Genomic DNA, 14,861 nt, shown 5'->3' with positions numbered 1-14,861 from the left:
GCTCCACCATCGGTGGTAAAGCGCAGGCTGGGCGGTCACAGCAAGTTGCTACAGCATAGATCTAAATAGTCATATCGTATGATGATTGGATTACAGGCGAAGTTTCCGACTGCAATCCCGGAATGTTCAGTCGTGGTACATGACCGAACGTCCACCATCAATGGTGATGCATGAAGCGTTGATGAAAGGAGCTTCATCACTGGCCAGGAACACGGCCGTCATTGCCACTTCAATCGGTTGCCCGATACGGCGTGGCGGGTGCAGATCCAGCGCACGCTGGCGTTCGGCATGAGGATCGGCAAAGCCGTTCCAGTAGTCGACGTTCAGTTGGGTTTCGATGTAGCCCGGTGCAATGGCGTTGACGCGGACGCCCTTGGGTGCGTATTCGATGCCCAGGGCGCGCGTCAGGCCGAGCAAGCCATGCTTGGCCACCGGGTAAGGAAAACAGCCGGGAATGATGTGGGACGAATGGGTCGACGCAATGTTGATGATGCTGCCCACGCCCTGCTCGATCATCTGCGGCAACACAGCCTTGCAGCCGTACCAAGCACCGTCCAGGTCGATGGCGAAGCAGCGGCGCCAGTCTTCCTCAGTCATTTCCAACGGGTCGCGGAACACATTGACGCCGGCACAATTCACCAGCACATCAATGCGACCGTGCAATTCAACAGCCCGGCGGGCCATGGCCTGCAGGTCCTGCGGGTTCGACACATCGGCTTGCAAGGCTTGCACGTCCGCCCCGCGTTCACGCCAGTCAGCGGCAACCTGTTCGACCTTGCCGGCCTGGATGTCGCCGATCACCAGCCGCGCCTGTTGTGAAGCGAACGCGGCGACGATGGCCTCGCCAATACCTTGGGCGGCACCGGTCAACAGCGCCACCTTGTTCTTCAGCCGCTCGCCCTTCGGTGGCTCGGGCACCGGCGGCAAGGAAAGCGCTTCAGCCATGACTCACGACTCCGCTATCCGCAGCCACGACAAAAACCGGGCATCCAGGGATGACCGGCCGAAGGCGCTGGGAGGACAGAGGGTCACGTACGCCACCGGGGCGTACGGGGATGGATCGTTGCATCGCTTCACCTGTGTTGTTTTTTTAGTGTGAATGCATGTTGCTGATGGAGCCGACTATAAACCCGGCCGCCAAACAATCTCAATATATATATTTACATCCCATATTTTGGGATTTACCCAGCAAACCGTGTACAGCTCACACCCGGCACATCGACTCGCATGGACAGCACCGCGCCATCCAGCGGATGCGCCAACGGACTGGCCGCACTGGTGATGTAAAGGGTCTTGAGATCCTCTCCCCCGAACACGCAACTGGTGGGACGACTCACCGGCAGCTCGATCACCCGGTCGACCTGCCCATCGGGGCTGATTCGCAGCAGGCAACTGCCATCCCAGCGGGCGTTCCAGACATAACCCCGGGCGTCCATCGCCGATCCGTCCGGCCCGCCCCGCGAATGCGGGCCGAACCAGACTTCGGCGGGCGCCAGGCTGCCATCGGGATGGATGAAATGCCGGTACAACGTGCCGTCGAGGCTTTCACCGAAATACACCGTGGTACCGTCGGGACTCCACAACAACGTGTTGGGAATGCCCCGTCCGCGCAGCAACGGCATGACCCGGCCATCGGCGCCCACGCGAAACAAACCACCGGATCGATGTTCCAGGGGCAGATCCTCACCGTTTTCGCCGATGTTGTTCTGCATGGTCCCGAGCCACAGCTGGCCCAGGACATCGCAACGGGCTTCGTTGGGGCGGTTGCCGGGTTGGGGATCGGCCATGCACAGCAGCGTCAGGCGCGGCTCCAGGCCCGGCGAATCCAGATCCAACCGGTAGACGCCGCTGCTCAGTGTCACCAGTGCATCCCCCCTCTGCGTCGGGATGAAGGCGGACACATGCTCGGGCATCTGCCAGATCTGTACATTGGCGCCGATCAACCGCAGCGCCTGTTTGCCGGCGATGTCGACCCAATACAGCGCTTGGGTCGGCTCGTCCCAGAAGGGCCCTTCGCCCAGTTTCGCCCGGTGCTCCGTTACCGCCTTCCACATCATTGAAACCTCCCGTTTCCGTCTTGCCCGGCTGTATCCGTACGACCCGCCATCACATTAGGGTAAAAACGCTTGATGGCCAGGTCAGCGTTGTCGATCAGGGTCATGCAGGCCCAGACGCCACGCGTCGCGTCGCGGGACGCGATGGCTTCGGCGATATCCTTGTGGATGGGCAAGGTGCGGCGCAGTTCATCCGGATCGGCGGCCGACACCTCGAACGACACCGCCAGCAACGCCCCCAGGGCCGGGACCATTTGTTCTATGAATTGATTGTGGCTGGCGGCAAGGATGCACTCGTGGAAAAACTGGTCGGCCCGGTTGTAGTCGGCGCCACTGTCCACGGCCCGCTCCAGCGCATGGTAGGCCAGGCGAATCGCCTGCACCTGCTCAACCGTCGCCCGCTCGCAGGCCCAGCGCACCGCCATCGGCTCGATGGTGCGGCGCAGATCCAACAGGTCATCGACAAAATTCTCTGGCAAACCGCTGCGTGACAGCCAGCCGACCACCTGTGGGTCGAACAGGTTCCAGCGCCGCACCGGCAACACCCGCGTCCCCACTTTCGGCCCGACCTCGAGCATGCCTTTGGCCACCAGGGTCTTGATCGCCTCACGAATCACCGTGCGACTGACCCCCAACTGCTCGCCCAGGTCCGCCTCGACCTTGATGGTCTGCCCAGCCTTGACCTGGCCGGCGGCAATCCAACCGCCGAGCCAATCGACGGTCGATGCGTGAAAACTGCTGGACATGAAAACCCCGCGGGCCACTCTTATTGGTGGCTCACGCTAATCATCATATGATTGGCTGTCAATTGAATTCGTTCTGGGCACAAATGTGGGAGCAAAGCTTGCTCGCGAAGGTCTAGTGTCAATCAACATCCACGCTGGCAGTGTTATCGCGAGCAAGCTTTGCTCCCACAGGCTCACTCCCACAGGAAGGGTTACGGTTCCAGACCAATGGGGAAGAACACCCCGCCACTCCACACCCCCAACCAGCGCTGCCCATCGATCTCACGGCTCACCGCCAGCTCCACCAACTGGTAGAACACATTTCGGTGAATCAACGCTTCGAGGTTGCTGCGCACATGGACGTAGGGCGCCGGCTCCTGGGTGTGCGGATCGATCACCACCCGCATCGGATGATCGGGACCGGCCTCGGTGGTTTCATCGACCTGGGTCGTGAAGCGCAACAACTGCCCTTCTCCGTGGCCTTCGACCTCCAGGGTCACAGCCACGAACGGCGCATCGTCGACCTGGATGCCGACTTTTTCCACGGGGGTAATCAGGAAGTAGTCATCGCCGTCGCGGCGGATGATGGTGGAGAACAGCTTGACCATCGGCTTGCGCCCGATGGGCGTACCCAGGTAGTACCAGGTGCCATCGCGGGCGATGCGCATGTCGATGTCGCCGCAGAAGTCGGGGTTCCATAAGTGGACCGGCGGCAGGCCTTTGGTCTTGGGGATCTGCCCCAGCAGGTCATTGGCTTTTTGCGGTCCGCTCATGGTGACTCCTTGTATTTACTCGTCGCTCATCCCCAACAGGCTGCGGGCATATTCACGCAACGGCGTGGCGATGAGGTCTTGTGGCTGCTTGTCGTGCAACGTCAGTAAACCGCCACGACTCTTGATCCGTGCAGTATCAATCAAATACTGGGTGCTGGTCTCGATCAACATGATCTGGATCACGCTGGTATCGACCCCCAGGCGATCCACGGCTTCCTCGTCCAGCCATTCGTCAGAATTGCCGATGCGGTTGTCGGCCTTGGCGAACCGGGTGTACAGCAAGTAATGAGCACCGGCAGCACGGGCTTCGCCCATGGCCTGGTCAAGCCCTTCGGGAACACGGGCGCGACGAACCATCGGGAAATATTCGATGAACCCGTTGAAGGCTTCCTCGGCCACGACATTGGGACGCGGATAGGCGCCGCCCGGCGGTGCGAAAGCGCCTTGGGCGATGTAGATGAACGAGTCGGGCTGAATACGCAGGTTGTTCACACGGCGACTGTCGCTGTGATCCAGCAGACCGGCGTCGCTCATGTGATAACGAACGCCCTCCCCCATGTCGCTGACATTCATACAGCCAGCCAGCGCCAAAACGGCCAGCAGCAAAACCAGGCTACGCATCCTACCCTCCAGAAACCGGTGTCGGAAAACCGGCGAATGGCCGTTGAATGCAGCTTTTGCGCCAGCTTAATGAAAATGGATTGACTGGAACAATGTAATCGCGGGCAAGCCTTGCTCCCACAGGGTAAACACCGTACCTGTGGGAGCAAGGCTTGCCCGCGATAGCGTAGGATCAGCCGCCGATGATCTTCATGATGGTTGCGCCGCCGGAAAACGCCACCTCCTGCTTGTCCCCCAAGGCCTTGACCAGCAGCCGCTGAAGGGCCGGCAACGCCTCGTGACGGGGCTTGTCCAGAAGATCGCCGACAAAGTGTCGATTGCTCGAGGACAGGCAACCATGCAACCAGCCCGTAGAGGACAACCGCAACCGCGAGCAAGTGCGGCAGAACGGCACGCTTTCGTTGGCGATCACACCGAAATAACCCATCCCTGGGATCTCATAGCGCACTGCGGTCGCATCCACCGGCGCGTCGGCTTGCAGGTATTCGTACTGATCGCCGATCAGGCTCAACAGTTGTTGCAGGCTGACAAACTGCTGCAAGAACGCATTGGAATCGCTGGCCAGGTGCCCCATGCGCATCAACTCGATGAAGCGCAGCTCATAGCCACGCCCCAGGCAGTATTCGAGTAGTGGCATCACCTGATCCAGGTTCTGCCCGCGCAACGGCACCATGTTGACCTTGATCTTCATCCCCGCCGCGTGGGCCTGGTCCATGCCGTCGAGCACTGTCGCCAGGTCGCCGCCACGGGCGATGCTGCGAAACGCAGTGGGGTCCAGGGTGTCGAGGGAAACGTTGATGCGACGGATGCCCGCCTCCACCAGCAAAGGCAGCTTCTTCGCCAGCAATTGGCCGTTGGTGGTCAGGCTGATGTCCTCCAGCCCCATCTGCCCCACCGCCGCCATGAAGCGTTCCAGCTTGGGGCTGACCAACGGCTCGCCCCCGGTGATGCGCAGTCGCTCGATGCCGGCCGCTTCGATCAGGTAAGCCACACCTCGCGCCATCGCGTCGGCCGACAACTCGTCCTGCGCAGCCACCAGGCGCTTGCCGTCGGGCACGCAATAGGTGCAGGCGTAGTTGCAGGCGGAAGTCAGGCTGATCCGCAAATTGCGAAAACGCCTGCCCTGACGGTCAACGATCATGGATCACTCCGGCGAAAGAAAAATCGGACCTACGAAACTTGACCTAGAATTCAGGTTTTCGCAAGACCCAAGCCTGAGTATATTACTGGGGCACTGCGCCATGTAAGCGGACATGGCGCAATCAGGTATCTGAATGACTTAACTGCTCGGTACGTCGGTATCACGTTTGCGCTTGTTGCCCATGCGCACACCGATGTCCATCAGGAACTGGAAGAAACCTTCCTGATCCTCCAGCACGTTGCTCCAGAATGGCGAGTGGTACAACGCCACAGCACCATGCACCAACGCCCAGGCAGCGCAGTAGTGGAAGTAAGGTGGCACGTCTTCGAGCTTGCCTTCGCTGATCCGCCCCTTGATCAGCAAGGTCAGGCGCTCGAAGTTCGAAGCCCGGATCTTATGAAGCTCCTCGACCATCTCCGGCACCTGGTTGCCCTTGACCACCTTCTCTTCCAGGCGGTCGAACAAACGGTAGCGCTGGGGATCACGCATGCGGAATTCGAAGTAGGCCCGGGACAGCGCCTCCTTGTCCTTGTCCACATCCGCCGAATGCAGCAACTCGTTCAAATCGCGCTCGTAATCGAGCATCAGGCGCAGGTAGATCTCCGCCTTGGATTTAAAGTGTTTATAGATCGTGCCTTTGCCGATACCCACGGCATCCGCAATCATCTCGACGGTGACGCTGTCTTCGCCCTGGTCGAGAAACAACTTGAGCGCGGTGTCGAGAATTTCCTGCTCGCGGCGGCGAAACTCACGGACCTTACGAGGTTCTTTGTGCATAAGAAAAAGGTCTGAAGGTCAAAATTCGAAGCCGGGTATTATGCCTAACTTACGCAAAAATGCACGGATCATCCGTTCCCGGCCATAGTTCTTCACAAAATCGTACAACATTGGCTCACCGCGGCTTGCGCCATCGCGTCGTCCCGACAACCAGTGACGACAGTGAGAACTTATCCGAAGCGAGCGTATTCCAAATTTGTTTAAAAACCACCCCGGGCAAACTGGACGCGCGGGTATCCTGATCAATACTTGAACTGTCGGCGCGACATCTCCCCCAAGTGACGCGCCGGTAAAGGTACCAAAGGACCGTGTGCCTTTGTTTTACTCCTAATGGTCTTAACCCGGATTCACCCCCCAGAACCCGGGTTTTTTTTGTGCGGAATTCAAGCCCGTGCCGACCGGACATGAGCCAGCGGGAACAATCGCTTGAAATTCTCCGTGGTCTGGTCAGCGAACCGCTCGTAGGATTCGCCACGCAGCATTGCCAGGAATTCCGCCACCTCCCGCACATATTGCGGAAGATTCGGCTTGCCTCGATAGGGGATCGGGGCCAGGTACGGCGAGTCGGTTTCCACCAGCAGCCGGTCGGCCGGCACCCTACTGGCGACGTCGCGCAAGGCATCGGCGTTGCGGAACGTGACAATCCCGGACAGGGAGATGTAATAGCCCATGTCCAGCGCTGCCTTGGCCATGTCCCAATCTTCGGTAAAACAGTGCAGCACGCCGGCCTGGGGCAGCGCGGCGTCGCGCAGCAAGGCCAGGGTGTCGGCCCGGGCGCCCCGGGTGTGGATGATCACCGGCTTGCCGGTCTGCTTCGCGGCTTCCAGGTGCAGACGGAACGAGGCCTGCTGCACCTCGGCGGCTTCCGGCTCATAGTGATAGTCCAGGCCGGTCTCACCGATGGCGACGACTCGCGGATGGTCGAGCTCACGCAACAGCCAGTCCAGTGCCGGCGTAGCGTCGGGCTGGACATCCAGCGGATGGACGCCGACCGAACAATCGACATCCTCATAACGGTCGGCCAGGACCTTGACGTCGGCGGCGTTGTCGGCGCTGACACCGATGCACAGGAAGTGTCCGACGCCCCGCTGACGCGCCGCGTCCAGCGCAGCATCCAGGGAACCGCCATGGGCGGCAAGGTCGAGACGGTCGAGATGACAATGGGAATCTACAAGCATAAAGGATCGGGCTACATCGTATGGGTGGGACGGTCGGATTTCAGGGTTCCGGCCAGGTGGGTTTCGATCTGATTGCGCGCCGAGTTGTCGCCGTCGTTGAACTGCACGCCGACGCCAGCCGCGCGGTTGCCCTGGGCACCTTTTGGCGTCATCCAGATCACCTTGCCGGCGACCGGGATCTTCTCCGGCTCATCCATCAGGCTCAACAGCATGAACACCTCGTCACCCAGTCGATAATGCTTGTTGGTGGGGATGAACAGGCCGCCATTCCTGATGAAAGGCATGTAGGCGGCGTAGAGCACCGACTTGTCCTTGATGGCCAGGGACAGGATGCCATTGCGCGGTCCGGGACTGACAAGTTCGTTCATGCTGATCTCCGCTGCGAATTGAGCTGAGTCTAGGAGCCCTGGCGATATCTGTCAGTGGCGACCCGGCAAACTTGCCCATTGCACCAACAGCGCCTCGAGCAACAACACCCGGTTGAGATTCGCCTTGCTCAGCACCTTCTGACGTTGGGCAAGCAACCAGTCCTGAATGTTCAAGATTTTGTCCTGGCTGCTTTTTTGCGCCAGGTACTGAATCACCTTGCGCATGTCCGCCAGCCCCAGGCCGGCCTCATCTTCGGTGAGCTGGTAGCGCAGGATCAGGCTCGACCAGTCGCAGAACCAGTCGAACAGCAACAGCAGCGGGATGGCATTCCAACCCTCGGCCAGTTGCGTCGGCGATTGCTGCTGCTTGAGCAGTTTCTTCACGCCGTCCACCACCAGCGCCCGCTGCTCACGCACCCCCTGGGCCTGGAGGCTGACGGCCGCCAGGGGCGAACCGGCGGCGAGGGTCAGCAATTCGACACGTTCGTCATCGGTGCTGTCGGGCAAGGCCTGGGCCAGCCATTGCAAACTCACCGCCTCGCTCGGCAGCGGGCAGGCCTGTTGCACGCAACGGCTCTTGATGGTCGGCAGCAAGCGGCTCGGCTGATGACTGACCAACAACAGCACAGTATCGCCGGAAGGCTCCTCGAGGCTCTTGAGCAAGGCATTGGCGGCGTTGATGTTCATCGACTCCACCGGCTCGATCAGCACGACCTTGCGCCCGCCCAGCTGTGAGGTCTGGACCACGAAGCTGACCAGGTCACGGACCTGGTCGACCTTGATCGCCTTGTCCGCCTCCTCAGGCTCCAGCACGTAATTATCGGGATGGCTGCCAGCCTTGAGCAGCAGGCAGGACTTGCACTCACCGCACGCGTTCGACGTGCCCGGACGCTGGCATAGCAAGCTCGCCATCAGGCGTTCGGCCAGTGCTCGCTTGCCGATCCCGACCGGACCATGCAGCAGGTACGCATGGGCATGCTGGGCACGACCGGCCAGTTGCTGCCAGAGACCGTCCTGCCAGGGATAGGCTTCAGCCACGGACACGCTCCAGCAAACCGGGCAACAGGCGGTCCAGGGATTGCTGGACCTGCGTCAGCGGCAAGGCGGCATCGATCAACAGGTAACGCGCCGGATCGGCCTTGGCACGGCTCAGGAAGGCGTTACGCACCGCATTGAAGAACGCCTCGCCTTCAAGCTCGAAACGATCCAGCCGACCACGGGCGCTGGCACGGGCCAGGCCGATTTCCACCGGCAGGTCGAACACCAGTGTCAGGTCCGGTCGCAGGTCGCCCTGGACAAAGGTTTCCAGTGCCGCGATGCGCTCCAGGGACAATCCCCGGCCACCACCTTGATAGGCGTAGGTCGAATCGGTAAAGCGATCACAGAGCACCACTGCGCCACGGGCGAGGGCCGGACGAATCACCTCCGCCAGGTGTTGTGCCCGGGCGGCGAACACCAGCAACAGTTCGGTGTCGGGGTTCATCACCTCTTCGGCCGGCGCCAGCAGCACCTCACGGATCCGCTCCGCCAACGGCGTACCGCCCGGCTCGCGGGTCAACACCACCTCGACCCCCGCAGCCCGGAGGCGTTCGGCCAGGAATTCGCGGTTGGTGCTCTTGCCGGCGCCCTCCGGGCCCTCCAGCGTTATAAACAAGCCAGTCACGGGCAGTCCTTAGTCAGAGTCATTGCGGGCTCGGAAGCTCGTCAGCATTCGGTTCGGGAGCAGGCTTCTCGGGTTGCACCTGGGGCAGGGCTTCGGGGGCCGTATCGGGCGAGGCAGCGGGAATCGGCGCCGAGTCGTCCAGCGTAGCCGGAGCCGGGCTGGAGCGATAGTCCGCGCGACGCTTGAGCTGGTATTCGCGCACCGCGTTGTTGTGCTCATCCAGATTGTCGGAAAACACGTGGCTGCCATCCCCGCGCGCGACGAAGTACAGGCTGTCGCCCGATGCCGGATTCAACGCGGCATGAATCGCCTCGCGCCCCACCATCGCAATCGGCGTCGGCGGCAACCCCGGAACCATGTAGGTGTTGTACGGATTCTCTTCTTTCAAATGGGCACGGGTGAGTTTGCCGGTGTAGCGCTCGCCCAGGCCATAGATCACCGTGGGGTCGGTCTGCAGCAGCATGCCCATGCGCAGACGACGCACGAATACACCGGCGATCTGGCTGCGCTCCTGCGGTACGCCGGTTTCCTTTTCCACCAGGGACGCCATGATCAGCGCCTGGTAGGGCTGGGTGTAAGGCACATCGGCAGCGCGCTCGGCCCATTCCCTGGCCAGGACGTCTTCCAGCCGGGCATAGGCCTTGTTCAGCAGGTCAACGTCCGACGTCCCGCGCACGAAGCGATAGGTATCCGGGAAGAACCGCCCTTCGGGGAATACACCGGAATGGCCCAGCCGATCCATTACCTCGCTGTCACTCAGCCCGGTGAGGGTCTGCTGGAGTTTTTCATCCTTGGCCAAGGCTGCACGGACCTGGCGGAAATTCCAGCCCTCCACCAGCGTCACGCTGTACTGCACCACCTCGCCGCGCTTCCATACGCCGATCAGGTTTTCCATGGTCATGCCCGGCACCATCCGGTATTCGCCGGAGTGCAGGGGCTGACCAGTGAGATTGAAGCGCCAATACACCCTCAGCCAGAACGCGTCCCTGATCAGGCCGTCGGCCTCGAGGCGATAGAGGGTCTTGGTCGGGGTGGTCCCGTTGGAGATCTCCAGCAGTTCCTCCTGGGTGATGTTCAGCGGCTGTTGCAACGCCGAATGGATCTTCCAGGCCGAAGCGCCCCACAGCAGCCCTGCCAGAACCAGGCCGGTTTCCAGCAACAGCAAGAATTTACGTCTCACGAATCAAACATCCAATAACGCGCGGGCAAGGGTCTGCAGTTTACGGGTGAGCGGCCCGGCCGACCAGCGCGTCGAACCACATGCGAGTACCGGCCACACGCCATACACGCTGTTGCAGACAAAGACCTCATCAGCCTGCTGCAGCTGCTCGAGGCGGATATCGGTCACTTGCGTGGCGATACCCTGCGACTCGGCTTGAAACAATAATTCGGCACGCATTACACCAGCCACGCCGCATCGGCTCAGGTCAGCCGTCATCAACACACCATCGCGCACGATAAACAGGTTGCTGAAGACCCCTTCGATCACCCGCCCGGACATATCCAGCATCAGGCCTTCGGCGTGCTCCGAATCGGTCCATTCGGCGCGAGCCATGACCTGTTCAAGACGATTGAGGTGTTTGAGGCCGGCAAGCAAAGGCTGCTCGGACAAGCGAGTCGCACAAGGAAACAGGGCAATGCCCCGCTCGGCATGGGCAGCAGGGTAAGCGGCCGGCGGACTCCCTTGCAGGATGCGCCGAACCTGGGCCGAGGGGACGGCGGCATAACCGCGCAGGCTGTCGCCACGGGTCACGATCAGTTTCAGCACGCCTTCACCCAGGCGTTGTGCGTAGGCACTCAGCTCAGCGCCCAATGCAGCTTTGTCGACATTGAGCGCCAACCGCCGGCAGCCCAGCTCGAGCCGCTGCAGGTGACGCTCCAGCAGCACCGGCCCGCCATTGCGCACGGCAATGGTTTCGAACAACCCATCGCCGTAAGCCAGGCCGCGATCCTTCAGCGACAGAACGTCAGCCGGCTGACCGTCGACCCAGCTGTCCATCAGCCGGCAAACCGGCGGAATACCAGCGAACCGTTGGTGCCGCCAAAGCCGAAGGAGTTGGACAGCACCACGTCGATGTCCATGCCCCGTGCGGTGTGCGGAACGAAGTCCAGGTCACACCCTTCGTCCGGCTCGTCGAGGTTGATGGTCGGCGGCGCAACCTGGCTGTTGATCGCCAGCACGCTGAAGATCGCTTCCACCGCGCCGGCGGCACCCAGCAGGTGACCGGTCATCGACTTGGTCGAGCTGACCGCCAGTTTGTAGGCATGCTCACCGAACACGGTCTTGATCGCCTGGGCTTCAGCAAGGTCGCCCGCCGGGGTCGACGTGCCATGGGCGTTGATGTATTGCACCTGCTCGCTGTTGACCTTCGCGTCACGCAAGGCATTGGCGATGCATCGGGCAGCACCGGCGCCATCGGCCGGCGGCGATGTCATGTGGTACGCATCACCGCTGGTACCGAAGCCGATCAGTTCGGCATAGATGGTCGCGCCACGCGCCTTGGCGTGCTCCAGCTCCTCGAGCACCAGCGCACCGGCGCCGTCGGACAGCACGAAGCCATCGCGGCCCTTGTCCCAAGGGCGGCTGGCACGGGTCGGCTCGTCGTTGCGGGTCGACAGTGCACGGGAGGCGCCAAAGCCGCCCATACCGAGACCACAAGCCGCCATCTCGGCGCCGCCAGCGATCATTACGTCAGCTTCGTCGTACATGATGTTGCGCGCGGCCATGCCAATGCAGTGGGTGCCCGTGGTACAGGCCGTGGCAATGGCGTAGTTGGGGCCCTGTGCACCCAGGTGGATGGACAGGAAACCGGAAATCATATTGATGATCGAGCCCGGCACGAAGAACGGAGAAATCCGTCGCGGCCCAGAATCGTGCAGCGTGCGGCTGGTTTCTTCGATATTGGTCAAGCCACCAATACCGGACCCCATGGCCACGCCGATGCGTTCACGATTGGCATCGGTGACTTCCAGGCCGGCATTGCGCACCGCCTGAAAACCGGCAGCCAGGCCGTACTGGATGAACAGATCAAGCTTGCGGGCTTCTTTGACCGACAGGTATTCCTCGACATTGAAGCCCTTTACCGAGCCGCCAAAACGGGTGGAATAGGCAGAAAGGTCGGTGTGTTCGATCAGACCAATGCCACTACGGCCAGCCAGAATGCCCTGCCAGCTGCTCGGCACATCCGTGCCCAGTGGCGACAACATACCCATACCGGTGACTACGACGCGTCTACGCGACACAGCACTCTCCTTTTTCTAATGACGACTTTTCATCGGGCCTAAAGAAAAAACCGCACGCCATGATGGCAGTGCGGTTTTTCCATGACAGCGAGCAACGACTAAAAACGATTAGCCCTGGTGTTTGGCAACGTAGTCGATAGCAGCTTGTACAGTAGTGATCTTCTCAGCTTCTTCGTCAGGAATCTCGGTCTCGAATTCCTCTTCCAGAGCCATCACCAGCTCAACGGTGTCAAGGGAGTCGGCACCCAGGTCCTCAACGAAAGATGCTTCATTCTTGACTTCATCTTCCTTAACGCCCAGTTGCTCGGCAACGATTTTCTTGACGCGCGATTCGATGTCGCTCATACCTTTTTCAACTCCTAATGGATAAATTCAGTCGGCTGGCCGGGAGAGTAAGTGTATAGAAAGCCTTTTCGGTTTTTCAACCGAAAGCTTCCTCCCAAACCCTGACGGCCCTCCGCCTATAAATTAAGTTGCAGCTTTATAACGGATTTTAGACAGCTCGTATGACATTTTTTTGAAGCAATCCGTCACATTTAACTCATGTACATCCCGCCGTTCACCGGGATTGTAGCCCCAGTCACGTATGCCGCAGCGTCGGATGCAAGAAAAGCGACCACGGACGCGATCTCTTCGGCTTGCCCCAGGCGCCCCAGCGGAATCTGTGTCAACAAGGCTTCACGCTGTGCTTCCGGCAGTTCACGGGTCATGTCGGTGTCGATGAAACCCGGTGCGACCGAGTTTACCGTAATCGACCGCGAACCCACTTCACGGGCCAGCGCACGGCTGAAACCTTCCAGACCGGCCTTGGCCGCAGCATAGTTTACTTGGCCGGCGTTGCCCATGGCACCCACAACCGAACCGATACTGATGATCCGACCCCAACGGGCCTTGGTCATGCCACGCAGAACGCCCTTGGACAGCCGGTACAGACTGTTCAGGTTGGTATCGATCACGTCGAACCACTCGTCATCTTTCATGCGCATCATGAGGTTATCACGAGTGATACCGGCATTATTGACCAGGATAGCCGGGACACCAAACTGCTCCTGGATACTGGCCAGTACCGCCGCGACGGATTCGTCGCTGGTAACGTTCAGCTCAAGACCCGTGCCTTGAATACCGTTTTCCTTCAGGGTCGCGGCGATACGCTCGGCGCCCGAAGCGGAAGTCGCGGTGCCGACAACGATGGCGCCTTGGCGACCCAGTTCCAGGGCAATGGCCTGGCCGATGCCGCGGCTTGCACCGGTCACCAGTGCAACTTTACCTTGCAGACTCATGCAAGCTTCTCCTGTTCAGGCCTGCGCTGCACGGGCGGCAGCGAAAGCGTCTGGGGTGTTGAGATTGGAAGTCGACACGCCTTCGGCGCAGCGTTTGTTCAGACCGGCCAGCACCTTGCCAGGACCACACTCGACCAGTTCGGTCGCGCCCCTGGCCGCCAGGGTCTGCACCGATTCGACCCAACGAACCGGCTTGTAGAGCTGTTCCAGCAGGTCACGCTTGAGGGTCTCGAGGTCCGGCGCCACGTCAGCGCTGACGTTTTGCACCACGGGAATCTGCGGTGCCTGCCAATCAATGGCGGCAATGGATTCGGCGAAGCGCTCGGCAGCAGGACGCATCAATTCACAGTGCGACGGCACGCTGACCGGCAACGGCATGGCGCGCTTGGCACCACGGGCCTTGCAGCCTTCGATGGCGCGCTCGACCGCAGCCTTGGCACCGGCGATCACGACCTGGCCCGGGGAGTTGAAATTCACCGCACTGACCACATCGCCCTGCGCCGCCTCGGCACAGGCTGCCAGTACATCGGCGTCTTCCAGGCCGAGAATCGCGGCCATGCCGCCCTGCCCGGCCGGAACGGCCTCCTGCATCAACTGGCCACGGCGCTCCACCAGTTTCACCGCGTCGCCCAGGCTCAGGCTGCCTGCAGCGACAAGGGCGCTGTATTCCCCCAGGCTATGACCGGCAACGAAGGCCGGACGCTCGCCACCTTCAGCCAGCCACAGGCGCCAGAGGGCGACGGAGGCGGTCAGGATGGCCGGTTGGGTTTTATCGGTTTGGTTGAGTTGCTCTTCTGGCCCTTGCTGGGTCAGTGCCCACAAGTCATAGCCGAGCGCATCGGACGCTTCTTTGAATGTTTCGAGGATCAGCGGGTATTGCGCGCCCAGCTCGGCCAGCATGCCGAGGGACTGCGAACCCTGTCCTGGAAAGACGAATGCGAGGGAAGCAGACATGAAAACAAAGCCCCTAATGATCTTGTCGTCAAAAATTGACGCCCCGTGGGGCGCTAGGAAACTGACAGTTGGATGGCGGGTTGA

17 protein-coding genes are annotated in these 14,861 nt (G+C 60.9%); all 17 read right to left on the bottom strand.

From position 1 onward, the window contains the following. Positions 1-126 precede the first annotated feature (126 nt). Positions 127-945, bottom strand: a complete 819-nt coding sequence (locus tag CGA22_RS21185; RefSeq protein WP_041020457.1) for an SDR family oxidoreductase — start codon at positions 943-945, stop codon at positions 127-129. A gap of 236 nt (positions 946-1,181) precedes the next feature. After that, positions 1,182-2,057: an SMP-30/gluconolactonase/LRE family protein gene (locus tag CGA22_RS21180; RefSeq protein ID WP_041020458.1), complete on the bottom strand. Its 876-nt coding sequence runs from the start codon at positions 2,055-2,057 to the stop codon at positions 1,182-1,184. Beyond that, positions 2,054-2,800, bottom strand: coding sequence for a FadR/GntR family transcriptional regulator (locus CGA22_RS21175; RefSeq protein WP_041020459.1), 747 nt, complete (start codon positions 2,798-2,800; stop codon positions 2,054-2,056). The genes CGA22_RS21180 and CGA22_RS21175 overlap by 4 nt, the downstream gene beginning before the upstream one ends. A gap of 191 nt (positions 2,801-2,991) precedes the next feature. Beyond that, on the bottom strand, positions 2,992-3,552 hold the full coding sequence (locus CGA22_RS21170) for a DUF1285 domain-containing protein (protein WP_041020460.1): 561 nt from the start codon (positions 3,550-3,552) through the stop codon (positions 2,992-2,994). A 15-nt stretch (positions 3,553-3,567) separates the two neighbouring features. Continuing rightward, positions 3,568-4,173 carry a DUF4823 domain-containing protein gene (locus CGA22_RS21165; protein ID WP_041020461.1) on the bottom strand — a complete coding sequence of 202 codons (606 nt, stop codon included), beginning with the start codon at positions 4,171-4,173 and terminating at the stop codon, positions 3,568-3,570. Between the two features lie 172 nt (positions 4,174-4,345). Next, positions 4,346-5,314 (bottom strand): GTP 3',8-cyclase MoaA, encoded by a 969-nt coding sequence (locus tag CGA22_RS21160; RefSeq protein ID WP_041020462.1) that lies wholly within the window; start codon positions 5,312-5,314, stop codon positions 4,346-4,348. 138 nt (positions 5,315-5,452) lie between these two features. After that, positions 5,453-6,091, bottom strand: coding sequence for a TetR/AcrR family transcriptional regulator (locus CGA22_RS21155; protein WP_003204240.1), 639 nt, complete (start codon positions 6,089-6,091; stop codon positions 5,453-5,455). Positions 6,092-6,474: 383 nt separating this feature from the next. Then, positions 6,475-7,269 carry a TatD family hydrolase gene (locus CGA22_RS21150; RefSeq protein ID WP_041020463.1) on the bottom strand — a complete coding sequence of 265 codons (795 nt, stop codon included), beginning with the start codon at positions 7,267-7,269 and terminating at the stop codon, positions 6,475-6,477. Between the two features lie 11 nt (positions 7,270-7,280). Further along, on the bottom strand, positions 7,281-7,637 hold the full coding sequence (locus CGA22_RS21145) for a PilZ domain-containing protein (protein WP_041020464.1): 357 nt from the start codon (positions 7,635-7,637) through the stop codon (positions 7,281-7,283). Between the two features lie 51 nt (positions 7,638-7,688). Continuing rightward, a complete protein-coding gene (locus tag CGA22_RS21140; RefSeq protein WP_041020465.1) occupies positions 7,689-8,675 on the bottom strand; it encodes a DNA polymerase III subunit delta' in 987 nt (328 codons plus the stop codon). Continuing rightward, positions 8,668-9,300: a dTMP kinase gene (gene tmk, locus CGA22_RS21135; RefSeq protein WP_041020466.1), complete on the bottom strand. Its 633-nt coding sequence runs from the start codon at positions 9,298-9,300 to the stop codon at positions 8,668-8,670. The genes CGA22_RS21140 and tmk overlap by 8 nt, the downstream gene beginning before the upstream one ends. A gap of 19 nt (positions 9,301-9,319) precedes the next feature. Then, positions 9,320-10,480: an endolytic transglycosylase MltG gene (gene mltG, locus CGA22_RS21130; RefSeq protein ID WP_041020467.1), complete on the bottom strand. Its 1,161-nt coding sequence runs from the start codon at positions 10,478-10,480 to the stop codon at positions 9,320-9,322. 3 nt (positions 10,481-10,483) lie between these two features. Beyond that, positions 10,484-11,299 carry an aminodeoxychorismate lyase gene (gene pabC, locus CGA22_RS21125; protein WP_041020468.1) on the bottom strand — a complete coding sequence of 272 codons (816 nt, stop codon included), beginning with the start codon at positions 11,297-11,299 and terminating at the stop codon, positions 10,484-10,486. Then, a complete protein-coding gene (gene fabF, locus CGA22_RS21120; protein WP_041020469.1) occupies positions 11,299-12,543 on the bottom strand; it encodes a beta-ketoacyl-ACP synthase II in 1,245 nt (414 codons plus the stop codon). The genes pabC and fabF overlap by 1 nt, the downstream gene beginning before the upstream one ends. A gap of 108 nt (positions 12,544-12,651) precedes the next feature. Next, complete coding sequence (gene acpP / locus CGA22_RS21115; RefSeq protein WP_041020470.1) at positions 12,652-12,888, bottom strand: acyl carrier protein; 237 nt, start codon at positions 12,886-12,888, stop codon at positions 12,652-12,654. A gap of 191 nt (positions 12,889-13,079) precedes the next feature. Further along, complete coding sequence (gene fabG, locus CGA22_RS21110; protein WP_024776906.1) at positions 13,080-13,823, bottom strand: 3-oxoacyl-ACP reductase FabG; 744 nt, start codon at positions 13,821-13,823, stop codon at positions 13,080-13,082. 15 nt (positions 13,824-13,838) lie between these two features. Continuing rightward, positions 13,839-14,777, bottom strand: a complete 939-nt coding sequence (gene fabD / locus CGA22_RS21105) for an ACP S-malonyltransferase (protein WP_041020471.1) — start codon at positions 14,775-14,777, stop codon at positions 13,839-13,841. Positions 14,778-14,861 lie beyond the last annotated feature (84 nt).

The organism is Pseudomonas sp. PSB18 (assembly GCF_014596565.1).
In the GTDB taxonomy this organism is placed as follows: domain Bacteria; phylum Pseudomonadota; class Gammaproteobacteria; order Pseudomonadales; family Pseudomonadaceae; genus Aquipseudomonas.
Note: the sequence above shows the minus strand (reverse complement) of the source record. Positions and strands in the feature narration are given on the sequence as shown.